Raw genomic sequence first — 22,737 nt, 5'->3', positions numbered from 1 at the left:
TATGGTTGCGTCCACGAACCTTGTTATCGAGCTGGGCATCCATTCTCATCGTTTTAGGGCCGCAGTAGCTGGCCGTGGGAATTGTGGGCAGGCGGGTGCTGACTGCCCTCGCCAGCCTGCTCATCCGGTGGACGTACCCGACGGACTGGATTGACGTTGCCCGTGGAGAGGCCGAGCGGGAGGCCCCGGAAATGGAGGAGAATTTTGACTGGCGGGAGCGTGTCCGCAGTCGCAAGGGCTGGCGCCTCATGGAGACTTCGTTCGTCGAGGAGTGGATGGTGGTTGGCGAGGAAATTCTGACCGGGGCTACCTTCAATACACCGGGCACGTGCCGCCGGGAACGGACTCCATACACGAGCGCTGACATGAGCAGGGCCGTCATCATCGCCGGGAGAGAGAAAGGCAGAGCCTGAAAGCGCTCCTCACGACACGCATTCATCATTCCGCGTCTGTTCGATGTCGTCGTCTTTCCCCCATCAGAAAGCCTCTGTCCCTGATCAATACGACGGATGGGCCCGCATCTACGACTTCTTCTGGCGGCGCTACATGAACCAGACGCTCCCAGTGGCCCAGCAGACGGCCGCCGTGGAGCCAGGCGAACGCGTGCTCGACCTGGCCTGTGGCACCGGCGAACTGCTGCACCGCATCGCCCTGGACACGCCCGCCGCTGAGCTAACGGGTGTGGATCTGGCCCCGGCCATGGTGGAACGTGCCCGCACCAAGCTCGCCGGAGAGGCGGACGTTCGGATCGAGAAGGCGGATGCGCACGGCCTTCCATTCGACGACGGTGCGTTCGACGTGATCGTCTGTGCCAGCACATTTCACTACTTCACCCACCCGCAGGCCGTGCTGGAAGAGGTGCACCGCGTGCTTCGTCCATCGGGGCGTTTCGTCGTACTCGACTGGTGCCGGGATTACTGGACCTGCCGCACGATGGATGCCCTGCTCCAACGGGTAGACCCGGCGTATGAGACCTGCTACACCCTCGAGGAACTCAAGGACAGGATGCGGCCCGCGAATTTCGAGGTGCAGGATGCCTTCCGGTACCGGTTCGATCTGGCGTGGGGGATGATGGGAGCCGAGGCACGCCCCTCCCCCCCCTCGCCCGTAGTAGTCCAATTTCCGGCCTGAGTCCCCTCTCGGCCCTCACGTTCACCGACCCGCATGTCTTTCCGTGGTACACCCAGAACTACGGCCCGGAGGTGAACCTCTTCGTGGACCACAGCCAGATTGTGCAGCTCGAATGCCTGCGCAGCGGCATCTGGGGCCCGCACGACCTCTTCGGCCGCGTTCAGACGTTCAAGGACGAGAACTCCGACGGGACAGGTGCGCGCTGACGAGACGAGAGGCAGAGCGTGAGGGACGGGTGCGGGTGGGCGGCGTGCTCAATCGGTCAAGTCCGACCAGTCGATTTGAGAATCCTGGATCGAGGGCGGCCGTCGGGCGATGATGTCCCCGTAGTACGCGGTGGCGACCCCGCCGGTGTTGTCGGTGTCGGTCATCAGGGCGACGCCGTCGACGGGCGGCGGGGCTTCCCCGAATGCGCGGCGATAATCCACACGGATGTTGCGTCGTTCTCCAACCCACGTTCCCACCTTCGTCGAGCCGCTCTCGACGGGGATCATCTGGACCCAGTCCGTAAACGCATTTGCGAGAATTGTATCTGAGGGGACCCGGCTCGCCCAGACATAGCTCAGGGCCCGGGTGGGGACCTGGTCGTACCCTAGGGCCCGGAGCGCCTCGTACTTAGCACGATCGACCAGACCGAAATTGCTCGGGTCGTAGTCGAACGTGACGTAGAGGCGGGCTGGGTAGTCGTCCCCGTCTTTCGTCCGGGCGTCGCCCTCGTCAAGCACGTTGGTTACCTTCCATTGCCACGACAGCATCGGGAACTGACGGGGATCAAGGTCCATTTTGCGCCCCAATCCAGCCGCTCCTCCTTCACTGACCGCACGGACCACGGCGGTGGAGTCGTCCTTGACGGATCGTTCAACGAGTTGGTATTGGGTTTCTGTCTCCACGTCCCCGAAGCGGATGGTTCTCCACCCGGACGGGTGTCCGTTGGAGTCGGCCTCGGCGGCCGAGAAGTGCCCCACGTACTGCTTCTGATGAACGTAGGCCGTGAGGCCGAGGGCAGGGGGGAGTACGAGGAGAACGACGGAGTAGACAAACGCTGAGCGCACGACGGGACGCAACTAATCTTGCCGGGGAAAACCAACGTACCAACTCTCTGTGGAAATTTTTCGTTTCCGATACGATCCTAATCGAACTGGGACCACATATATTTCCGAAGAAAATGGAAAGTGTTCGGCAAAAGTTGTACAGGTGTTGAGTCCTCATTTCTAGTTTTCGAGCCTCACCATTTGTAGTAAGTCTTCTTTGCCGACCTAATCTGCAATCACGAGAACATGAAGGCGAAATTCCGCTTGATCCCGAGTAGTTTTCGTGGGTGAGTAAACTGCTTTTCGCGGTCTCTTAATCACGGATAGGACCCCACGGCTGCGACGAGCTTTTAACTCGCAGAACCCAAGAACATTTTAGTTGGATCTCCAATTGATCTTTTTGCATCACCATGGCGAACAAACAGGATGTTACGCGCCGCGATTTTTTACAGCGCCTAAGTGTAGTCGGCATTGCGGGGCTTGGAGCCGGGTCGTTGGTGTCGGCCTGTGGAGGCGGTAGTGGAGAAGAGGGAGGCTCTTCCTCCGGGTCCGCGAGCCAGTCTTCTGGGCAGTCAAGCGGAGGCGGCCCGCAGACGGTAACGCTGCACCCGAAGGGCAACCAGATGAAGTATAAAGAGACGGAGTTTGAGGTGCCTTCGGACACAGAGATTGAACTGGTGTTTGAGAACACCGCCTCGAGTCCGTCAATGCAGCACAACGTGCTTGTCCTGAACGAGCCGCCGGAGCAAGACATCTTTAAGGAGGTTGGACAGGCCGGTGTGAAGGCCGGGTCATCGAACGAGTACACCCCCGACCATCCTGCGGTGCTGGCGGGCACAGACATATCGAAGCCGGGTGAAACGGTATCAGTGACGTTTACGACGCCGTCGGAGCCAGGCGAGTACGGCTACGTATGCACGTATCCGGGCCATTGGGCCACCATGCAGGGCACCATGATCGTGGCGTAGGTAGGTCTTGAGAGTCCATTCCAATTTATTTGCTGGGCCTCCCGAAGGAAATTCTCTTGCCTCACTCGGGAGGCCCGAGCAGCCTCGACGAAGCCGAAAGCGCCTCTTCATTCAACCAGCAGTGGTCACTGCCGGTCTCGTCTCGGACGCGACCTTGCTCCGTCAGTTCTTGTCCGTAGGGGCGCCCAAAATCAGGACCACTCTTGGCAAAAATCTACGGCTCTCCGTTAAGACCTCTCGCACCTGCGGGAAAAAGACGTTCTCGTTGAGTACAATCGCTCTTATCGGCGCAGGACTGGACAATGCCTCGCGCCACAGGTCCTCTTGGGGGCAGGATTGGAGCGTGGGGACCTGGGGCGTCGCCGATACAAACGTTATGCCGCACGGCGCGGATGTGTCTATATGCCCTGTTGTCCGTCCCCGAACTGACGTCCCGGGCGTCCCATGTTGAGTCAAGTCTGGAGCAGCACGACCCACGGCGTTGAGGCCCTGCCGGTCGAGCTGGAAACGAACGTCGCTTCCGGCATGCGGGGGCTCTCGGTCGTGGGACTGCCGCGGGCGGCAGTGCGAGAAAGCTTCGACCGGGTGCGCGCCGCCCTCGAAAACAACGACATCCCTGTAGAGTGGGGGCGCATTACCATTAACCTCGCGCCGGCGGACGTGCCGAAGGAAAGTGCGGCGTTCGATCTGCCGATGGCGGTGGGCTGGGTGGCTGCGAGCGGCAATGCGGTCGCCGCGGACGTACTGGATCAGTACTGGCTCACGGGCGAGCTGGCGCTGGACGGGACCGTCCGGCCCGTCAACGGGGTGCTGCCCATGGCGATGAAGGCCCAAGAGGAGGGCTACGACGGGGTGCTTGTGCCCGTCGAGAACGCCGCCGAAGCCGCCGTCGTGGACGACCTCAAGGTGTATCCAGTCGAGACGATCGCCGACGCCTTCGACGTCTTGCAAGCCCCGGACGGGGCGGCGGCCCCCGAGCCCTACACGAACGACCTGGACGCCATTTTTGATCAGGCCCGTCAATACCGGCGCGACCTGAGTGACGTACGGGGGCAAGAAAACGTCAAACGAGCGCTCGAAGTCGCGGCGGCCGGAGGGCACAATGCACTCATGGTGGGCCCGCCTGGGTCCGGCAAGACCATGCTGGCCCGCCGCATGCCGACCATCTTGCCGCCGCTCAGCACCGAGGAGGCCCTCGAAACGACGAAGATCCACTCCGTCAGTGGGAACCTCGCGTCCGACCACGGCATCCTGGCCACGCGTCCCTTCCGCGCCCCGCACCACACCATCTCGGACGCCGGGCTCTGCGGCGGCGGCGCCCACCCGACGCCCGGCGAGATCTCTCTCGCCCACAATGGCGTGCTCTTTCTCGACGAGCTGCCTGAGTTTCAGCGGCGTGTGCTGGAGGTGCTCCGCCAGCCGATGGAGGAGGGGCGCATCACGATTAGCCGGGCCGAGACGACCGTCACGTACCCGGCCCGCTTCATGCTCATCGCCTCGATGAACCCGTGCCCGTGTGGGCACCTCAACGACCCGAATCAAGAGTGCGTCTGCACGCCCGCCCAGGTGCAACGATACCTGAGCAAGATTAGCGGGCCGCTCATGGACCGGATCGACCTGCACGTAGAGGTGGCCCCGGTCGACTTCGACAAAATGAGCGCCGAGCGGTCCGGCGAATCGTCCGCCACCGTTCGGAGGCGGGTGGTGCAGGCGCGAGCGCGGCAGTCAGAGCGGTTTGGGGCAGCGGAGGACGTCTACAGCAACGCCCAGATGGATGCCCAGCGGGTTCAGGAGCACTGCTCGCTCAACGACGCGGGGCAAAACCTGCTCCGCACGGCCTCCGACCGGCTCGGGCTGAGTGCTCGCGGATACACGCGCATTCTGAAGGTGGCCCGCACCGTAGCGGACCTGGAGGCCAGCGCCCCGATTCGGCCCGAGCATGTCTCGGAGGCTGTTCAGTACCGGTCGCTGGACCGCGACTGGTGGCACGGGTAAGGGGCTTGCGCGAGGGGCTCGCATCAGAGAGACACTGGAGGCCGGGACTCTGTCCCTCCGCTACTGCCCCGCCCGCTCTGTCGCCACCAGCACGCGCATGTTCAGGGCCTGGGCCGCCGAGGCGACCGTGGCAAACTGGCCGATGCGGGCCTCCTGGTCGGCCCGCATGATGAGAAACTGCTGATCGGTCCGGAGGGTGCGGAGCTCACTGACCAGGCGCGCCTGCGTCACAGGGGAGCCGGCCACGTAGTAGGAGCCGTCCTTCGTCAGGGAGACGGTGATCGACTGCTCCGACACGGGCGAGGCGCTGTCCACCTGGGGCAGGGTGACCTGAATGCCCATCTGGGGGATGAAGCTGGAGGTGAGCAAGAAGAAGATCAGGAGCAGCAAGACGACGTCCGTCATGCCCGCGAGGCTGAAGGTCGTCATGGGCTCGCGGGACGGAGAAAAGTCGAGCGGCATGGCGGGGCGGGCGGTTCGTCAGCGAGAGGGGCAGTGCAGGGGCTACGACGGCAACTCCTCGGATCGCTCCGGCGAGACCGGCTCCTGCAGAAGGTCGATGAAGTCGGTGGCGGAGCGCTCCATGTCGTTGGAGAGGCGCCGGATGCGCCCCATGAGGTAGTTGTAGGAGAACAGCGCCAGGATGCCAACGAGCAGGCCCGCCGCGGTCGTGATAAGGGCCTCCCAGATGCCCCCCGCCAACACGGAGGGATTCACATTGCCCTGTAGGTTTTGAATCTGCTGGAACGCCCGAATCATGCCGACCACCGTGCCGAAGAAGCCGAGCATGGGGGCAATGCCGGCGATGCTGGCAAGCAGGTTTGTCCGCTTTTCCAGATCAAAAGTTTCGTGCTTGCCAGCGGCCTGCACGGCATCTTGAATTTCGGAGATCGGCCGCCCCAGGCGCTCGAGGCCCTGCTGAAGAATTCGGGTAATGGGGACGTCTTTCTCTTCGCAGTACTGAATGCCGGCCTCGACGTTGCCGTTTCGCACAAACTCGCGCACCCGATCGGTGATGGCTTCCGGGTCGGAGGCGGCCTGCCGGATTGTGATAAGTCGCTCCACCAGCAGGTAGATGGTCAGCAGGGAGAGCAACACCAGCGGAATCATTACCCATCCCCCCAGCACCAGAATGTCGAGGAGGGAGGAGGCCTGGCCCGACGCGGTCTGGGTGGTGTCGAGGGCCGTGGTGTCCACCTGTTGAGGGAGAGCGGTAGCGGCGGTCAGCAGAGCAGAAGGCACAGGGGCGAAGTGGAAGCGATGGGGGAGTCTTATTCGAGTTGGTGGGTCCAGGCGTCTGGGGGAAGGGCCTCCGTCCGTTCGTCGAGGACGCGTTCGGCGGCCGACTCGGAGGGATAGCGCCCAATCGTCACGCGGTACCACGTTGCGTCGTCCACCGTTCCGGACACCACAGCGACCGAATCGAACTGGGATCCGTACGTGTCGGCGGCCTCCTGGGCACTGCCGCGGGACGAGCTGGAGGCGACTACGATGGTCCAGTCCCGCGTGTCCGACGCCTCTGTGTCTGCGCTCGGAGGAGCGTCCGGCGGTGGGTCGGATGCGGAACCGGTCGTAGAAGGGGACTCAGCCTGGTCGGGCGGCGTCTCAGTGGCCGTGGGGGGCGCTGCGTCTTGAGTAGGGCCCCATAGGTTGGTCTGGTTGATGACGAACCAGCCCGCCCCTAGCAAGAAGAGGCCCGCAAGGATGAGGCTGATGAGGACGAAGGAATCTACAGACCGGTCGTTGGCGTCGGGCCGAGCCGGCGAGCGATCCTGTGTGGACGGCGCTTCCGGATCGGCCGCCGGCGCCGAGGAGGGCTCAGAATTTGTCGCCTTCTCGGGCGTGCCCTGGGCCGGAGAGGCCTCGCGCTCGGTGGCGGGGGAGAGGGACTCGGCAGACAAGCCCTCGTACGGCCGGTTGACGCGTCGACGCAAGGTAGGGGCGGGACGAAAGGCAAGGGTGCCGTCCTCCTCCCGAAACGTCCCGAGCCCGGACAGCTGGACGCCATCGGACTCGGCGCGCTGGCGGAGCTCCTCTACCATGGTGCTCAGCAGGGGCTGGACCTGCTCCTCGGAAATGTCGAGCCGCTCCGCGAGAAGAGGGATGATGGATTTGGGCATGGGGCTCTGCAAATGGTGACGGGGTCACGCGTCCGGATCGGGGGCAAAGACGACTTGGTTCCGCGGCGGCGCAAGGCGACGGACGCCCTCCTCCTCGTGTACCTCGCTCGGGCGGTGTTCAGCGGAGAACGTGCCCAGGCCCGGCACCTCTACGGCGTTTCCGGTGCCTAATTGATCCTGGACGACGTCGGTAAACGCCTCGATGATGTCTTCGGCCGATGGGGACTCCATGACGAGCGTCGGGGAATGAGTGGGACGGCTTCGAATGGCAGTCTAAAAATACATTTGTGGGGCACAACATAAAATGCGGGGACCGATCTCACCTGGACTCCACGTGTGCCGCCCGGGTCACCACCGGAGCCGCACACCCATTGAAAGTTCGGCGACGGGCTGCGGGTAGTTTGCCCACATCGTCGGGGCGTCCGGCGCGAGCTGTTCGGCACGGGCCACCAGTTCGAGGTCCGATCCCACGGCGTACGAGCCTTCGAGGTCTACAGAGACGTACGGGTCAAGGCGAACGGCGCGGCGGAGCCCGGCGTCGCGCGGGCCACGAAATGTCCCATGGGCCTTTACAAAGCCGTCGCCCCCCGCAAACGAGACGGTGACGAGGGCATCCGCCGTGACGGAGGCAAAGTTCGGGATCGGGCTGTCCACGTCGGGGAGCGTCCCGTCCCGGACCGACAGGCCCAGTGAGGCCTGGACGCCCTCAACTCCTTGCAGCGCCACCTTGCCGCGCCCCTCTAGAATGCGGGCGGGGTCGTACTGAACCCGGTACAGGCCCTCGTTGGCAAGACTGAAGAACCGGTAGGTCGGTGCGTAGCGGTATTCCGCCGCGGCCACGATGCGCACAAGGCCGCGGGTGAGGGCGAGGCCGCCCTCGGCATGGGTGGTCTCGAGGGTGGGACGAAGAGAGGGGGCGTGGCGGGCATACGGGTTGGTCGCGTAGAGCGGGTCCAGGCCCGTGTCGCCGAGCCGGGGGCGATTGCGAAGGAAGAGGCGCGTTCCCTCGGCGACCCGCCAGCCGGCGTCCACGACCGGCGCGACGAAGCTCGCATCGGCGGTCCCGGGGGACGACTGGCCCGGCTGTGCGGGCGTGTCGAAGGCAAGCACGGCGGCCCCGACGTCGAGCGACACAGGATCGGTCGGGGAGTACGAGACCGTGCCGCTGGCCTCGACATCAAAGGCTGTATTGGTCTCCGGGTCCTCTCCCAGCCACGACCGCCGGAACCGGGCCTGCACGTGGGGCTGGTACGGAAGTGGAACCGTCGCTTCCCCACTGAGGCCCAGCTGCTGCTGGCTGTAGGATTGCTCCGTGGACGTGGCATCGAGAAAAGACGTGTACTCGGTCTGGTCGTAGCGCACCTTCGCTCGGGCCGGGGCGGCTCGGTCCGTGTGCCGGACCTGTACTGCGCCGCCGGCCGAGTGGCTCTCCCGATCGGGGGCCTCGGAGGCGGCTGGGCCTACGGGGGAGGCGCCGTAGAGGGTGTACCGCTGTACATTGCCGTGTGCCGTTGCGTCAATCCGAAGGGGATCTTTCGTGTGCTGGAGGCGCACGGCGGCCTCCGCCACGTCGTCGTTTGGATCTGCTTCCGTTCCCGTGTACGCGCCGTGCACAGAGAGCCGGCTGTGGGAGGACAGCGCCCCCCCGACCCGTCCTTCAAAGAAGCGGCTAAAGTATCGTCCGCTGCCGCCCTCCAAGAAGCCCTGGATCGGATCGGGCGTTGGGGCCAGCGACGACGACACCGTTTCGGGGACCGGCAGGCTCTCCGGAAGTCTGTCTAACGATTGGTCCTGCGATCCGACGTACGGACGGTGGCCTGTCGGCACCGTTGGGAGTGTGGGGGGGGATGTGAAGCCGCTCAAGGGCTGTCGCTCCAGAGAGGGGAGCGCAATTTCGCGCTCGCCCCGAATTTCGATCTCCCGTGGGGCGATCTCGGGAAGCTGTGTCGTATCGGCCTGCTGGCCGTACGTGACCGGGGCCATTGCCAGAACCCCCATTCCGACAAGCCAGAGGCCGGAGAAGCGAAAAAGCATGGACATGAGCCCGTGATTAGACGAGGGCATTTGGGAAATCAGTGGGTGAGGGGACGGGGGCGAGACACGATGGGCCGCTACGACTCGATCGCCTGTTGCTCGTCCTGGGCCGTCTGGGCAAACGGGGTTCCGCCGTATGCTTTCTGTACTTCGTCGTACAGCTGAACGGCCCGTCCGGTCTCGCCCCGGTCGCGGTACGCCCGGGCCTGTTCGAGCAGGGCGCGGGCCTCCCATTCAGGGTGCCCTGCAAAGAGGGACGGCATGCGTTCCAGTTCTCGGATGGCCGTCTGCGCGTCTCCCTGGCGCCGAAGCAGTTTCCCGAGGCGGTACAGGGCCTCGGCGCCGGGTTCACCGTCCGATGCGCGAACGACACGCCGGTAAAGGGCGAGTGCCTCGTCGGTGCGGCCCTGCTCGTTGCGGACGCGCCCCAGCCCGAGCCGGGCGGCATTTTGGAGGGGCCCCTGGGGCTTGGCGTCTAAGGTTTGAGACAAAAGAGTGTCCGCCGCGCTGGTCCGGCCGAGTCGAAGGAGGGCCTGGCTCTGGCCGTACCGAGCCTGGGCGCGGAGGTCGTCCCGGGTCTGGTTGTGTTCGGCGGCGGTGCGGTAGGCGTCTACGGCCTGCTCATGCGCCCCCTGATCGAGGTGGATCTCCCCGAGGCGGAGGCTGCCCTCCGGAATGTACTCGCTGTCGGGGTACTGCTCGACGAGCTGCTGCAGGTAGTTTTTGGCCTCGTCGTACCGGTCGGTGTCGGCGTACAGAAGCCCGAGGTAGTAGTACGCGTCGGGGATGAGCGCCTGGGTGGAGGCGGTGCGCACGAACGTGCGGAAGAGGCGTAGCGCCCGCTTCGAGTCTCCGCGCTGGTACGCGGCTCGGGCCCGCTGGTAGCGCAGCCGGTCTTCCAGGTTGGCGTCCGGCACTTGATCCGCAATCGCCGCGATCAGGTCGTCGGCCCGGTCCTGCTGGCCCGCGGCGTTGAGGGCGAAAAAGAGACTGGAGGCCGCTTCGCGGGCGGAGGGGCTTTCGGGATAGGCCTCCAGGACGGTGCGGTAGGCCTCCACGGCGCGCTCCATCTCACCCGCATTGTAGCGGGTGTCCCCGATGGCGTATTGGGCCTCGGCGGCACGAGCGTGCTCGGGGTGTTCGTCGAGCAGTTGCGTGAATGCCGCCCGCGCCGCGCCGTAGCGCTGCTCCTGAAAGTGGATGTCCCCGATGCGGTACAGGGCATCGGGCCGCAATGGGCTGTCTGGACTGTCCTCGACAAATCGCCGGAGGCGGTCAAGGGCATCGGCCGGTCGTCCTGCGTAGTACAGGGCCCGGCCGCCCTGATAAAGCGCGTACTCGGTGCCCTTTCCGCTGACGCGGTCGTACGCTGCACGGGCGTCGTCGTATTGCTTGAGGGCAAAGTAGCAGTCTGCGAGTCGAAGGCGGGCATCCTGCTGGTACGGAACCTCGGATGTGGAGTCTCCCTCGTACGTGTCCAGGAACCGGCGAAACGACTGGGCCGCGGGCCCGAAGCGGCGTTGCTTGAAGTGTGTCCAGGCAAGGGCATACTGGGCGCCGGCCCGCTGGGGAGTGTCTGGGTTCGTGTCGAGGTATTGCTGAAACAGGCGGCGGGCCTCGCCAAATTGGTTCTGCTGGTAGAACGTGTCGCCGCCCCAAAAGAGCGCCTCCTGGCCCCGAGTTGTTTCCGGGTGCGCCTCGGCAAGGGCCTGAAATTCTGAGCCCGCATCGGCGTACCGGCCGCCCTGATAGAGAGACCACGCCTTCCGAAACCGCACTTTGGCCGTCACGGCTGCGGGCGCAGCCCCCCGATCAATCGCCTCGGTGTACGCATCCAGGGCCGGGTCCAGCCTGTTGGTTGCCAGGGAGGCATTGCCGAGCCAGTAGAACGCCTTGCCGCGTGGTCCCTCCGACGATGCCTGCTGGGCAACGGAGCGAAAGGCCGTCGCGGCCCGGTCGTACCGCTCTTCCCGGTAGTGGAGGAGCCCGACTTCGTACTGAGCCGCGGTTGCTAGCCGGCCCCCGCTGGTCCGGTCGAGAAAGGTGCGGTATAGCTTCAGGGCGTCCGCTTTGCGTCCCATGAGGGCCCGACTTGCCGCCTCGTAGTACGTGGCCTTGACGGCCAGTGGGTCCTCCTTCGAGCGCACTGTCGCGAAGGCCTCGGCGGCGGCCTCGTAGCGCCCCGCAGAGTAGTGTTGCCGGGCGAGGCCGTAGCGGGCCGGGAGGGCGTAGGGGCTGTCTGGGGCCTCCTCCAGAATCACCCGGTACTGAGTCGTGGCGTCCTCGCCCCGGCCGAGGGCGCTGTACGTTTCGCCAAGGAGGAACAGGGTGCGAGCACGATCAGAGCCCGTCAGGTCCGGAAGGCGGCGCTGGAGCTCCGTGGTCGCATTCTCGTACTGACCAAGGCGGTAGTACACCTCGCCCAGGACGGTGCCCAGGTTCTCCGCAAAGGGAGAAGTCGGAAATTGCTCGCCGAGGCGCTCGAATGAGTCCGTAGCCCGGTCGTACCGCTCCAGACGCACCTGAGTTACGCCCTGGGCGTAGAGCGCTGCTGGGGCCAGCTCGGCGTCTGGGTAGCGCGAGTAGACCTGCTTGAAGTAGGGAAGGGCGGCGTTGGGGTTGCCCTGATCCTGTTCCGTTCGGCCGAGGAGGTAGAGGGCCCGGGCGCCCTCGCCCGGGCGGTTCGGAGCTGTTGCGATGGTCTGGAGTTGAGACGTGGCCCGGTCTGAGGACCCCTGATCCAGGTAGTACTGCGCCAGCCTGAGCCGGGCGGTCTGGGCCCGTGGGTGCGACGGGTAGTCGTGCTGAAGCCGGTTGAGCAAACGTCGCGTGCCTTCGTCGTCTCCCCGGGCAAGGGCAGCCTGGGCCTCCAGGTAAAGGGCCTGGGGAGCCGCAGCGTGTGTGGGGTGGCCCCGCCGAAACGCGGAGAACGCTGCGGCGGCGTCCGGATACAGCTGCTGTTGGTACAATTCCACCGCCGACCCGAATGCGTCCCCTGGACGAGAGGCCTCCTGCTGAGCCCAAACAGGAGAAAGAGCCGCTCCCCCGAGCACGCAGAGGAGAAGAAATCGACGCCAGTAGGGAATCATTTTTTTGGTGTGCGAGTCAAATCCGAATAGCGACGCCGTACAAAGAAGGTCGAACGTGAATCCCAGCGCGGTCCTCTCCTACGACACGAACCGAGGGCGGTTCGACCAAGAAAAATGCCCTGGGCCAAAGCCGGCACCGGGGCCTTGGTTCCCACCCGGCTACTCAGAAAATGCTAAATCTGCTTCGCTTTAACTCCGTCTCGATCAAAAGGTTACGTCCCCATGGCTGATCCTTCGTCCGACCCTGCATCCGGCGATCCATCGCTGTCTTCGGGTTCTCCCTTCGAGAACACTGATCCTCCATCCTGGGATCAGGAGGATCCGGTGACAATGCCCGATGGAGTGTCGTCCTCTCTCGCGAAGGACATGGCCCGTTCGTGGGTGCAGCAGCATCAGAAGGCCACGATGATTGGGGCGTTCGGCGTCGGCGTGTTCGTGGGGGTGATGCTTCGAGACTAACTGTACGGCAGGGCGGGACTTATTCGCTGCCGATCGGCGACGTAGGGCCGCCGTTTCTGGACGTGGGTATGAGCTCTCGGCCTCGGCGGCCTTCAATTCTCCTCACCCCCATTTGTTGACCCTTTCCCATACCATGAGCCAACACGATCTTGAACCCGACTCCACTGAGGCGTCGGAGGAAGCTCCAGATTCGCCATCGGACGCGTCGACAGAGGGTGACAGGACACAAGAGCTGACTGAACTTCTCGGCGAACTACGGGCGGAGGTAACGCGCTTGAAGGCCCAGCAGGCGAGGAAGCAAGCCGAGGGCTGGCTTCAGCGACGCCCGTTCCTCGCGGCGACCCTGTCTTCACTGCTGGCGGCGGCCGCCGGATACGGGGTGGCCGTCGCTACCCGGCGCCCGTCGCCCAGCCTGTCGGAGCAGGCCCGTCGCCGGCTCCGCCGCCTGGCCGATGATGCGCAGCGTGTGGCGACCGGGGTGGGAGAAGGCCTTTCCGATCGGGCAGCGCGCTCCGGCGACGGCATTCGCAAGCAGGCCGAAGAGACCCGTCATCGCCTCGTGGAGGAGGCGCAGAAGCGGGGCGAAGGCATCCGCGAACACGCCGAAGACCTAGTCCGCCGGGCCTCTGAGCACGCCCAGCGGGTTGGGGCTGAGGCTGGAGAAACGGTCCGGCACGCAACGGCGGAGGCCTCCGATGAGGCCCAAGAGCTTGGAGGGCAGCTCGTAGAGGACGCAGGGGCGGTCATCGAGGAGCAGGCCGAGTCCGCGCAAGATTCCCTTTCGGGAGACGACGAGTCTTCGGCCCTCCGGCAGTCGATCTATACGGTGGCGGGCCTCGCGGTGGGCGGCTATCTCGCGGCGAGGCTGCGCAACTGGATGTAGCGGCGCTCCGGTCGAGCCGCCTGGTCGCTGAAGAATGCCACTCCTGTTCACTGCTTCCCCGAACGTTTCGTCCCTCGATCAATGCCTAACTTCTTCGAAGAAGGCCGTCTCCACGACGGGCTTCACTACGAGGACTACCGAGAAGCGTGGAGCCAACAGCTCGACACGCCGCTCGCCGACGATGCCGGTCCGGAAGAGCGGCGCCAGCGTCACTATCTGGAATACAACTGGGACCGACAGGCCCAGGTACATGTGTCGTACGCCCCGTCCGAGGGGCTGCGCGCAGCCGTTGAGGCCATCGAGGAACCGCAGCTCTGGACGGTGCTCACCGAGCCGTGGTGTGGCGACTCGGCGTTTCTGCTCCCTGTGATCGCCGAGGCGGCGGCCCTGTCCGATCAGGTCTCGCTCCGCATCCTGCCGCGGGATGAGAATCTGGACATCATGGACGAGTACCTCACAGACGGGAGCCGTAGCATCCCGAAGCTTGTCGTGTTTTCAACCGACGGGGGGGAGCTCTTCACATGGGGCCCACGCCCGGACGCAGCGGCCCGCCGGTTTGAGACGCTGGCGGAGCAGTACGACGACAAGATGGAGCTGATCGGCGAGTTTCTGGAGCACTACGAGGGAGGAGGATGGAAAGACACCGACGCAGAGCTCGCAGAACGGCTTCAGGCCGTTGCGGCGGGCTGATTTCGATCCGTCCGGAGACGGTTCTCTCTCTGTCTGTCCTTGCCGCGGGATGGGAGGCGATCCCGTTGGTTCCGCACTTGAGTCCGCGCTTGAGATCGATGGTGCTCTGGGGCTCCGTCTAGGCGTGAGGGGGAAGTGGCTCCTGCTCGTATACCTCGAAGACAGTGTGCTCGTCGGGCAGTACGGCCGCGGCCACGACCTGCTGTTCAGGGTCGTACAATCGCACCAGTTCGTGGAGCTTCGCAAAGGCCCCGTCCTCGGCGGCGGAGTCGTCGTTGAAGGTGAGGTACTTGAGGGGGGTGCGCTCCTCGGGGGCGGCGTCGGCCTGGACGGTAAAAACGATTGCCCCACGCCCACGCTGGTCGTACTGGCGCCAGGCATGGCGGGCTGCGGTGTCCCAGTGTTCGTCGACGAGCCGATTGAGCAGCGATCCGGGATCAGAGGGCGGCATATCAGTTCAGGAGAGCTGAGGGAGAACAGTTGGACGGACTTGTTGCCGTTATTGCAGATGGTTTTCGTCGGCAACTCTACTTTGTGTCTGCAGCGGCCGGCGTCTCGGGGGCATAGTAGTCGGCCACCGTTTTGGCTTTTGCGGACCCCACGACCTCGGCCAGTGCGTCCTCGTCGGCGTCTTTTACCTTCGCCACGGACCCGAATTCCCCGAGCAGCGTCTTGGCCGTCTTCGGGCCGATGCCGTGGATGTCGAGCAGTTCGGACTGCAGGGTTTTCTTCTTGCGGCGCTTGCGCTGGTAGGTGACGGCGAATCGGTGGGCCTCGTCCCGCACCTTCTGCAGCAACTGCAGGGCCGGGCTGTCCTTCGCCAGGAAGACCGGGTCGGAGTCGCCGGGCCGGTAGACCTCTTCGAGGCGCTTTGCGAGGCCGATGACAGGGAACCGATCGAAGGCCCCGACCTCCTTTAGCATCTCGACAGCACTGGAGAGTTGGCCCTTCCCGCCGTCAATGACCACGAGGTCGGGCCAGGGGCCGTCCTCCTCCACCATACGCCGGTAGCGGCGCCGCACCACCTCGCGCATCGCCTTGTAGTCGTCGGGGGTGCCCTCCTCGGTCGAGCGGATCTTGTAGGTGCGGTAGTCGCTCTTGCGGGGCGTCGCGTCGGTGAAGACGACGCAGGACGCCACCGTTTCCTTGCCGCCGTGGTGCGACACGTCGATGCCGTCGACGCGGCGCGGCGGCTCGTCCATGTTGAGCGCCTCGCCCAGGGCCTTAATGCTTTCCGGAATCCGGTTCCGCTCCCGCTTCATCTGCTGCGTCTTCCACTCGCCGACCTGCAGCTTCGCGTTGGACGCGGCCATGCGGACGAGGCTGGCCTTCTCGCCGCGCTGGGGAACCTTGATTGGCACCTGGTGGCCCTGCTTCCGGCGCAGCAGTTCTTCGAGGGCGTGGGTGTCTTGGGCCGGGTGGTCGTTCGGGTCGTGGGAGAGGAGGACCTCTTCCGGGTAGAAGTTTGCCTCGGTGTAGTAGTTCTCGACGAGAGAAAGAATGAGCTCCGCGTTCGTCCGCTCCTCCACCGAGCGGAGAAACTTGTGCCGCTTCCCGATCATCTTGCCCTCCCGCACCTGAAACAGTACGCCGCAGCCGATGTCCTCGTCCCGTTCGACGTGAAGGGCGAACACGTCGCGGTCGGCAAAGTCCTGGCTGACGACCTTCTGCTGCTGAGAGTAGTCCTTGAGGGCCTTGATCTGGTCCCGCAGGCGGGCGGCCTCCTCGAAGTTGTGTCGGTCGGACTGCGCCTGCATCTCGTCCGTCAGCAGGTCGATCAGTGACTGCGTCTGGCCGTTGAGCAGCTTCTTGACCTGCTCGATCGTCTCCCTGTAGTCCGCCTCGGACTGCTTGCCCACGCAGGGGGCCTTGCAGTTGTCGATGTGGTGCTGCAGGCACACGTCGTACTTGCCGGCCTCGATCTTCTCTTCGCTGAGGTCGAGCGAGCAGGTCCGCAGCTGAAAGACCGACCGGACCGCGTCCATCATCGCGTTCATCTTGGACACGTCCGCGTAGGGGCCGAAGTACTCGGACCCGTCCTGCTTCACGGTGCGCGTCTTGAAGACGCGGGGGAAGCGCTCGTTTTTGATGCAGATGTAGGGGTAGGTCTTGTCATCCCGCAGGTTGACGTTGTAGCGGGGCTGCAGCTCCTTGATCTGGTTGTTCTCTAGAATGAGCGCCTCCGCCTCCGTGTCTGTCACGATGATGTCCACGTCGGCGGCCTTCTGCACCATCACCTCGATCCGGCCGTCGCGCTGGCGGCTGCTCTGGAAATAGGTGCGGACCCGGGTGCGCAGGTTCTTGGCTTTGCCCACGTAAAGGACGGAGTCCTCGTCGTCCAGAAATTTGTAGACGCCCGGGTCGGTGGGGAGGGCGTCGAGCTTCTGGACGAGGACCTCGGGCTTGTCGTCGAGAATCTCGCTCATGGACGGGGAGATTAGAATCCAAAATCACACAGCAACGAAACGCTGAGGGGTGGAGGCGTGATTCGGCCGAACCTGAACCTACAGGGGACGTACAAAAATTATGACAATGTACGTCTATCTAACAACTGTTCTCTCCCGACATGTCCAAAAAACTCACGCTGCGGCTCGACGAGGACGTGATTGAGCGGGCCAAAGAGTATGCATCGGAGCGGAATACGTCGGTTTCTCGGCTTGTGGAGGCGTACTTTGCCGTCGTGACGGAAAAAGATGGGGACTGCAAGCGGGCCTCGTTTTCCAACACTACCCGTCAGTTTATCGGGGTCCTAGAAGAGACCAACGAGGGCGACTACAAACAGCATCTCGAGGAGAAATACATGGAGGAGTCGACATGAGGATCCTTTTCGATACGAATGTGGTCCTTGATGTTTTTCTAAATCGAGACCCATTCGTCGAATTTGCTGCGCATCTCTTCGAGGCGAATGCTCGCGGAGACCTGGAGGGCATACTCGGGGCGACCACCGTCACGACGATCTACTATCTTCTCGACAGCAACCGCGGCAACGCCGTGGCCCGCGAAAAGGTGGAGGCGCTTCTCCGCCTCTTCGACGTTGCGGCAGTCAACCGCCAGGTTCTGGTGCAGGCGGCCGAGTCCGGGTTCGCCGACTACGAGGACGCGGTTCTCCACAGTGCCGCCCGCACGACCGGGGCCGACGGAATCGTGACCCGCAACACGGCGGACTTCAGCGCCGCCGCACTGGCGGTGTATGCCCCTGCGGAACTCCTCACGATTCTCGACGACCGACGAGACTGACGACGAGTTCTCTCGCTACCCCATGTAGTACAGTTCCGCCCCGGGCCCGAGCGGCAGGCCCAGCAGCACCCACAGGAGGAAGACGATCGTGCTCACGATCCCAAAGCCGACCGAGTAGGGGAGCATGAGGGCGATGATGCTCCCGATCCCGGCGTCCTCGTCGTACCGCTGGGCGAAGATGATGACGAGGGGAAAGTAGGGCAGGAGGGGCGTGAGGATGTTCGTGAACGAGTCGCCGATGCGGTAGGCCGCCTGCACGGTTTCGGGCGAGTAGCCGGGGTCGCCGGCGAGCATGAGCATGGGCACGAAGACCGGCGCCATGATGGCCCACTTCGCCGAGGCACTGCCCACGAACAGGTTGATGAGGGCCGAGACGAAGATGAACGCGAATAGGAGCGGCAGTCCCGTAAAGCCGATGCTCTGCAGGGCGTCCGCGCCGCTGATGGCGATGATGGAGCCGAGGTTGGACCATTCGAACATGGCGATGAAGTGGGCCGCCGCGAAGGCGAGCACGATGTAGGCGCCCATGTCGGCCATGGAGGCGGCCATCATGTCGGCCACGTCCGAGTCGTCCTCGATTTTGCCGACCACGATCCCGTAGGTGAGGCCGGGCAGGAAGAACAGAAACACCATGAGGGCGACGATGCTCTCGATCAGCGTCTCAAATTCGGCCAGCGGCGCCCCGTCCGGAACGGCGAGCAGGACGACGCCCAGAATCGAGAGGCCCGTTACAATCCCGGCCCACCGCAGCCCACGCCGCTCCTCGTCGGTTAGCTCGCTCGACTCGGTGCCTTCCTCGTCGAAGTCCTCCGGCGGCTCGTACTCCCCGAGGTACGGCTCGACGATGGTGTCGGTGATGTAGGCCCCGAGGACCACGAAGACGGGGGTAAGGCCAATCATGAGGTACCAGTTGCCCGTCACCGGCACGCTGTAATCGTCCGCGATCAGTTGGGCGGCGGGTTCGGTAAAGCTCGCCAGGAGCGGGTCCAGGGAGGTCAGGAGGAGGTTGGCGCTGAAGCCCGCCGAGACGCCCGCAAACGCGGCCCCGAGGCCCGCCAGCGGGTGCCGCCCCACGCCGTAGAAGAGGACCGCCCCCAGCGGAATGACAACCACGTAGCCGGCGTCGACCGCCAGGCTCGACATGATGCCGGCAAAGACCAGCGCGGCGGTCAGGAGCGCATCCGGCACGCTCGCAACGAACGACTTGAGGGCGGCGCTGATGAGTCCGGTTTTGTCCGCCACCCCGATGCCGAGCATCACGACCAGGACGAGGCCGAGCGGGGGAAAGTCCGCAAAGGTCTCCGCCATGTCCGTAAAGAGGCGGCGGATGTTCTCGTCGGAGAAGAGGTTGTCGGCCGTGATCGTCTCGTCGGTGCCCGGGTGCACCACGCTCACGTCGGCCGTGTGGGTGATCCAGGACGCCACCATCACGACCGCGATGAAGATAAAGAAGAGCGTCACCGGGTCGGGGAGGGCGTTGCCGGTGCGCTCGATGCGGTTCAGCCAGCGGTCGGACCAGCTCGGTGCGGTATCGGCGGGAGACGGATCGGTGGGCATAAGAAAAGAGGCGTTGCGTCAGGACGCACGGGCAAAGATTCGCACTGCTGATACTACAAACGACAGCCCGCGGACGCAACGAAACCTCTTGGTCCCGTGATCTTGGCCGTGTTAAAATCCGGACGCTCGGGAATTTTCAGGTCAAGAAGGAACCATCGAGAATCGGTGTTGAGCACCGGGACGACGCACTTCCGGGTTGACCAGTGCTGGCACCGTGGGGGAGCGAGAGACTACGTCGTGCCGTCGAGAACAGCGTCCGACATCGCGGCCGCGCCCCAGACCTCCCGCAGGCGCGCATCCCGCCCACAGCCCTGGCGGTAGCGCTTGTAGTCGGCCGGATTCTTTTTGTAGTAGTCCTGGTGGTACCGCTCCGCGGCGTAAAACGCGTCCAACGGCTCAATTTCCACGGCGATGGATGGGTCAAACCGGCTGGCGACTGCTTCCTTGGACTGCTCCGCGAGGCGCTGCTGGCGGGCGCTGTGCGCGAAGATGGCGGGGCGGTACTGGGCCCCGCGGTCGCAAAATTGGCCGGTGCCGTCGAAGGGATCGACGTTGTGCCAGTAGACTCGAAGGAGGCGGTCGTACGAGACCGTTGTGGAATCGTACACGATCTGCACCACCTCGGTGTGCTTCGTGGTCCCGCTGGCCACCTCGCGGTAGGAGGGATCGACTTGCTCGCCCCCGGCAAACCCAGAGGTGGTTGACGCGACTCCGTCCATCTTGTCGTAGGGCGGCTCCATGCACCAGAAGCAGCCCCCGGCAAACGTGGCCGTGTCGGCCACGGCTGGGTTGACCGACGAAGTCTGCGTCGTCGTAGGGGCATCGGCTTTGGGCGAGGACGAAGGGTACAAGAACAGCCCGCTGGTGGCGACGATTGCGAAAAGGGCGAGTCCGACGAACCAGGGCGAGCGGTAGGATGTGTTCATAGAGCCGGTGGACCAGTCAAGAATAGCACGTCGCAGTGATTTCTTAAGGGCTACTCGTACTCAATTTTATTTTCCTGCGTTTCCTCCGCGGTCGATCCGTTACATCTTTTCGCGGAGGCTGGAAGAAGTGGCCTTATTCCTGCAATCAGTGGTCGCTGCTGGAAGCCGCCGGAGGACCTCGGCCACGGTCGGCCGCCGATGCACGGTCATCTCCGGCCGCCGAATTTCCTGAGAGAATGGCGCCATCTCTGAAGTTTGGATCGAGACGTCAATGTGTTATCCCTCAAAAAGAAAAAAATAAAATTACAAAAGGGAACCGAGAATTGGTATGTATGGTAGAACTGTTGACAAAAAATACTCCGATCGAAAAAACTTCGGACGGACTTTCCCCTATCAAAAAACCAACGATACCGTTATGTCTACCGTCCAGAAAAAAGCACCGTCCGTCGTTGATATTGCAACGAATGACAAGAACTTCTCTACCCTCGTCAGTGCCCTTCAGGCTGCCGGACTCGTCGACACGCTGAAAGGCGGCGGGCCGTTCACCGTGTTTGCCCCAACCAACGCGGCGTTCGAGGACCTCTCCGAAAGCGTCCTTGAGGACCTGATGAAGCCGACGAACAAAACGCGCTTGCAGAACCTCCTCAAAAACCACGTGATCGAGGGCCGACGAAGGGCCAGGGACGTGGCGGAGAGCTCGTCTCTGACGCCAATGAGCGGAAAACGTCTCCACATTCGAACCAATGAGGACCAGCAGGTCCGAATTGGCGACGCGACCGTCCGGCAGACCAATCTGGACGCCGAGAATGGAATCGTCCACGTGATTGATCGCATTCTCCGCTAACACGAGGACGTCTCGATCAAGCAAGTTGACCAAAAAGCGCTGGGTGGCTTGGGCCGCTCGGCGCTTTTTTGTGGTCAGGCCCCGTGCGGGGCCTCAGAGTCTGTTTTAATTTATCTTTCAGGCACCCCGGAGGGTACCTTCCTCGCCTTGCTTGGGGCGCTGCGAGCGGCCTTGGCGGGCTGCAAATCGCCCCATCACTCAACCCACCTCCCGTCCGAGCGTCCTCGGAAGTTTCCCGATCTCTCCGGGAAGGTGCCTCTCACGAGGGAATATCAACATACCAGACTCTCAGAGGCTGCCGTGTTCTGTTTCCAACACGAGATCTCCGTCCCGAAAGATCGCGACGCGGAAGTAGGTGGGCGGGGCGTCGCGCCCATCGTCGTGCTGGACGGTGTGAAGCACGAACACGTCGTCGTTGCCCTCGCTGACTTCTTCGATGGCATCGTCGATGTAAACGGGAATCAGGATCTCGTCGAGGGCCGACCGCAGTTGGTCTAGAACATCCGCGTGGGAGGAAGGCGCTTCCGCCGTGCGCCGATCCTCGACGTCTAGGTCTTGGCCCCGCACATAAAGCGCACAGAGCGGTGCGCCCTCTCGAAGCGACGGGGGGACGGTAGACACGGTGTGGAGGGTGTCGGCACTGGGGTCGACGGGCGCCCCGTCAAGCTGGACGGACGCCTCCGTGCCGCCCACGACGTGCAGGGTTGCGGTCTCCGCGTCCACCTCGACGTACGGGGGATCGGGTTTGGACGATACCGCCGTCCATTCTTCTTTTTGGGGGACGTAATAGCTCATGGTGGGGAATGCCTGGGTTAACGGTCGCCGTAGGTGTGCGTCGATCGCTCCTCGACGCGGTCGGTGGCCGGTGGCGGGGTGGGGGCGAGAGCACTAATCTGGGCCCGCAGGTCGTCGGTCATATCGATATCGAGCGCCCCGAGCGAGCCCTCCAGTTGGTCCAGGGTCCGGGCGCCGATGATGGGGGCCGTGATGGCGGGGTGGTGAGCCACCCACGCCACGGCCAACGATACAGGATTGTAGCCGTGGTCGGCGGCGAAGTTTGTGAACCGCTCCGCCACCTGGTAGTGCACGTCGGCGCCGTAGCGGGTCTGGTACATCGGGTTCTCGACGAGCCGCCCGTTCTCAGGGCGTTGGTCCACCCCGTACTTGCCGGTCAGCAGGCCGCCCCCGAGCGGGCTGTACGACAGCACACCGAGGTGTTCGCTTCGGGCCATCGGCAAGAGTTCGACCTCGGCTTGCCGCTTGGTGAGGTTGTACATCGGCTGAAGGACGTGGAAGGGCGTCCAGCCTTCGGCCTGCTGCTGCCCGAGTGCCTTCATCACCTGCCAGGCGGCAAAGTTCGACGCCCCGAGGTAGAGCACCTTGCCCTGCTGCACGAGGGTCTCGAGGGCGCGGAGGGTTTCGCTGAGACGGGTCTGGTCGTCGAAGCGGTGGACGAAGAAGACGTCGATGCGATCGGTGTCGAGGCGCCGTAGGCTGTCCTCGACGGCGCGGACGAGGTGGTAGCGGCTCGCCCCACGGGCGTTGGGGCCGTCGCCCGTAGGAAAATAGGCCTTGGTCGTGAGGACGACCTCGTCGCGGCAGTCGGCCACCAGCCTGCCCAAAATCTCTTCGGAGCGGCCGTCCTCGTACACATCGGCGCAGTCGAATGCGTTAATGCCGGCCTCACGGCACCGCCGAAACATTGCGGCGGACGTTTCTCGGTCCGCGGCGCCGCCGAAGGACATCGTGCCCATGCACAAGGGAGACACTTTC

23 protein-coding genes and 1 pseudogene are annotated in these 22,737 nt (G+C 64.0%); 11 read left to right on the top strand and 13 right to left on the bottom strand.

Features of this window, described 5'->3' with window-relative positions:
• Positions 1–95: 95 nt before the first annotated feature.
• The 3 genes and pseudogenes from B7R93_RS13230 to B7R93_RS16030 form a co-directional block, all read left to right on the top strand.
• Positions 96–413: a hypothetical protein gene (locus B7R93_RS13230; RefSeq protein WP_157942304.1), complete on the top strand. Its 318-nt coding sequence runs from the start codon at positions 96–98 to the stop codon at positions 411–413.
• A gap of 43 nt (positions 414–456) precedes the next feature.
• Positions 457–1,131: a class I SAM-dependent methyltransferase gene (locus tag B7R93_RS13225; RefSeq protein WP_103021221.1), complete on the top strand. Its 675-nt coding sequence runs from the start codon at positions 457–459 to the stop codon at positions 1,129–1,131.
• Positions 1,132–1,157: 26 nt separating this feature from the next.
• A pseudogene (locus B7R93_RS16030) lies at positions 1,158–1,337 on the top strand (phosphosulfolactate synthase); the annotation flags it as partial.
• A gap of 48 nt (positions 1,338–1,385) precedes the next feature.
• Here the strand turns inward: B7R93_RS16030 and B7R93_RS13215 are convergent.
• The gene (locus B7R93_RS13215; protein ID WP_232798441.1) at positions 1,386–2,183 is read right to left on the bottom strand and encodes a DUF3047 domain-containing protein; all 798 of its coding nucleotides are present in this window, start codon (positions 2,181–2,183) and stop codon (positions 1,386–1,388) included.
• A 389-nt stretch (positions 2,184–2,572) separates the two neighbouring features.
• Here B7R93_RS13215 and B7R93_RS13210 point away from each other — a divergent pair, with 389 nt between their 5' ends.
• Together B7R93_RS13210 and B7R93_RS13205 are read left to right on the top strand one after the other, a co-directional pair.
• Positions 2,573–3,130 (top strand): plastocyanin/azurin family copper-binding protein, encoded by a 558-nt coding sequence (locus tag B7R93_RS13210; protein ID WP_103021219.1) that lies wholly within the window; start codon positions 2,573–2,575, stop codon positions 3,128–3,130.
• A 444-nt stretch (positions 3,131–3,574) separates the two neighbouring features.
• Positions 3,575–5,125, top strand: a complete 1,551-nt coding sequence (locus tag B7R93_RS13205; protein ID WP_103021218.1) for a YifB family Mg chelatase-like AAA ATPase — start codon at positions 3,575–3,577, stop codon at positions 5,123–5,125.
• Positions 5,126–5,185: 60 nt separating this feature from the next.
• On the opposite strand, the gene B7R93_RS13200 is transcribed toward B7R93_RS13205, so the two are convergent.
• The 6 genes from B7R93_RS13200 to B7R93_RS13175 all read right to left on the bottom strand — a co-directional run bounded on the left by B7R93_RS13200 (position 5,186) and on the right by B7R93_RS13175 (position 12,368).
• Positions 5,186–5,587: an ExbD/TolR family protein gene (locus tag B7R93_RS13200; RefSeq protein WP_103021217.1), complete on the bottom strand. Its 402-nt coding sequence runs from the start codon at positions 5,585–5,587 to the stop codon at positions 5,186–5,188.
• Between the two features lie 42 nt (positions 5,588–5,629).
• Positions 5,630–6,367 carry a MotA/TolQ/ExbB proton channel family protein gene (locus B7R93_RS13195; RefSeq protein ID WP_103021216.1) on the bottom strand — a complete coding sequence of 246 codons (738 nt, stop codon included), beginning with the start codon at positions 6,365–6,367 and terminating at the stop codon, positions 5,630–5,632.
• Positions 6,368–6,396: 29 nt separating this feature from the next.
• Positions 6,397–7,245: an SPOR domain-containing protein gene (locus B7R93_RS13190; RefSeq protein ID WP_103021215.1), complete on the bottom strand. Its 849-nt coding sequence runs from the start codon at positions 7,243–7,245 to the stop codon at positions 6,397–6,399.
• A gap of 24 nt (positions 7,246–7,269) precedes the next feature.
• Positions 7,270–7,476 carry an HU family DNA-binding protein gene (locus B7R93_RS13185; protein WP_103021214.1) on the bottom strand — a complete coding sequence of 69 codons (207 nt, stop codon included), beginning with the start codon at positions 7,474–7,476 and terminating at the stop codon, positions 7,270–7,272.
• Positions 7,477–7,593: 117 nt separating this feature from the next.
• Entirely contained in the window at positions 7,594–9,279 is a 1,686-nt protein-coding gene (locus B7R93_RS13180) for a TonB-dependent receptor (RefSeq protein WP_232798440.1), read from the bottom strand.
• A gap of 77 nt (positions 9,280–9,356) precedes the next feature.
• Positions 9,357–12,368, bottom strand: a complete 3,012-nt coding sequence (locus B7R93_RS13175) for a tetratricopeptide repeat protein (protein WP_232798439.1) — start codon at positions 12,366–12,368, stop codon at positions 9,357–9,359.
• Positions 12,369–12,590: 222 nt separating this feature from the next.
• Here B7R93_RS13175 and B7R93_RS13170 point away from each other — a divergent pair, with 222 nt between their 5' ends.
• The 3 genes from B7R93_RS13170 to B7R93_RS13160 all read left to right on the top strand — a co-directional run bounded on the left by B7R93_RS13170 (position 12,591) and on the right by B7R93_RS13160 (position 14,400).
• Positions 12,591–12,827 carry a hypothetical protein gene (locus B7R93_RS13170; protein ID WP_103021211.1) on the top strand — a complete coding sequence of 79 codons (237 nt, stop codon included), beginning with the start codon at positions 12,591–12,593 and terminating at the stop codon, positions 12,825–12,827.
• Between the two features lie 133 nt (positions 12,828–12,960).
• The gene (locus tag B7R93_RS13165) at positions 12,961–13,710 is read left to right on the top strand and encodes a hypothetical protein (RefSeq protein WP_103021210.1); all 750 of its coding nucleotides are present in this window, start codon (positions 12,961–12,963) and stop codon (positions 13,708–13,710) included.
• Between the two features lie 81 nt (positions 13,711–13,791).
• Positions 13,792–14,400 carry a thioredoxin family protein gene (locus B7R93_RS13160; RefSeq protein WP_103021209.1) on the top strand — a complete coding sequence of 203 codons (609 nt, stop codon included), beginning with the start codon at positions 13,792–13,794 and terminating at the stop codon, positions 14,398–14,400.
• Positions 14,401–14,518: 118 nt separating this feature from the next.
• On the opposite strand, the gene B7R93_RS13155 is transcribed toward B7R93_RS13160, so the two are convergent.
• Positions 14,519–14,851 (bottom strand): hypothetical protein, encoded by a 333-nt coding sequence (locus B7R93_RS13155; RefSeq protein ID WP_103021208.1) that lies wholly within the window; start codon positions 14,849–14,851, stop codon positions 14,519–14,521.
• A 76-nt stretch (positions 14,852–14,927) separates the two neighbouring features.
• The gene (uvrC, locus tag B7R93_RS13150) at positions 14,928–16,826 is read right to left on the bottom strand and encodes an excinuclease ABC subunit UvrC (protein ID WP_103021207.1); all 1,899 of its coding nucleotides are present in this window, start codon (positions 16,824–16,826) and stop codon (positions 14,928–14,930) included.
• Positions 16,827–16,966: 140 nt separating this feature from the next.
• Here uvrC and B7R93_RS13145 point away from each other — a divergent pair, with 140 nt between their 5' ends.
• Both B7R93_RS13145 and B7R93_RS13140 read left to right on the top strand, forming a co-directional pair.
• On the top strand, positions 16,967–17,218 hold the full coding sequence (locus B7R93_RS13145; protein WP_103021206.1) for a DUF6364 family protein: 252 nt from the start codon (positions 16,967–16,969) through the stop codon (positions 17,216–17,218).
• Positions 17,215–17,637, top strand: a complete 423-nt coding sequence (locus B7R93_RS13140) for a PIN domain-containing protein (RefSeq protein WP_103021205.1) — start codon at positions 17,215–17,217, stop codon at positions 17,635–17,637. The genes B7R93_RS13145 and B7R93_RS13140 overlap by 4 nt, the downstream gene beginning before the upstream one ends.
• Positions 17,638–17,652: 15 nt before the next feature.
• Here the strand turns inward: B7R93_RS13140 and B7R93_RS13135 are convergent, their stop codons facing one another.
• Together B7R93_RS13135 and msrA are read right to left on the bottom strand one after the other, a co-directional pair.
• Positions 17,653–19,194, bottom strand: coding sequence for an AbgT family transporter (locus tag B7R93_RS13135; RefSeq protein WP_103021204.1), 1,542 nt, complete (start codon positions 19,192–19,194; stop codon positions 17,653–17,655).
• 230 nt (positions 19,195–19,424) lie between these two features.
• The gene (gene msrA, locus B7R93_RS13130; RefSeq protein WP_103021203.1) at positions 19,425–20,120 is read right to left on the bottom strand and encodes a peptide-methionine (S)-S-oxide reductase MsrA; all 696 of its coding nucleotides are present in this window, start codon (positions 20,118–20,120) and stop codon (positions 19,425–19,427) included.
• Between the two features lie 415 nt (positions 20,121–20,535).
• On the opposite strand from msrA, the gene B7R93_RS13125 reads away from it, so the two are divergent.
• Entirely contained in the window at positions 20,536–20,964 is a 429-nt protein-coding gene (locus tag B7R93_RS13125) for a fasciclin domain-containing protein (protein ID WP_157942303.1), read from the top strand.
• A 288-nt stretch (positions 20,965–21,252) separates the two neighbouring features.
• Here the strand turns inward: B7R93_RS13125 and B7R93_RS13120 are convergent, their stop codons facing one another.
• On the bottom strand, positions 21,253–21,759 hold the full coding sequence (locus B7R93_RS13120; RefSeq protein ID WP_103021201.1) for a hypothetical protein: 507 nt from the start codon (positions 21,757–21,759) through the stop codon (positions 21,253–21,255).
• 17 nt (positions 21,760–21,776) lie between these two features.
• The coding region (locus B7R93_RS13115) for an aldo/keto reductase (RefSeq protein WP_103021200.1) at positions 21,777–22,737 on the bottom strand (961 nt) is incomplete at its 5' end.

It is taken from the genome of Salinibacter altiplanensis, from assembly GCF_002894645.1.
GTDB classification, from domain to species: domain Bacteria; phylum Bacteroidota; class Rhodothermia; order Rhodothermales; family Salinibacteraceae; genus Salinibacter; species Salinibacter altiplanensis.
The sequence above is the reverse complement of the archived record's forward strand: the minus strand, read 5'-3'. Positions and strand labels throughout refer to the sequence as shown.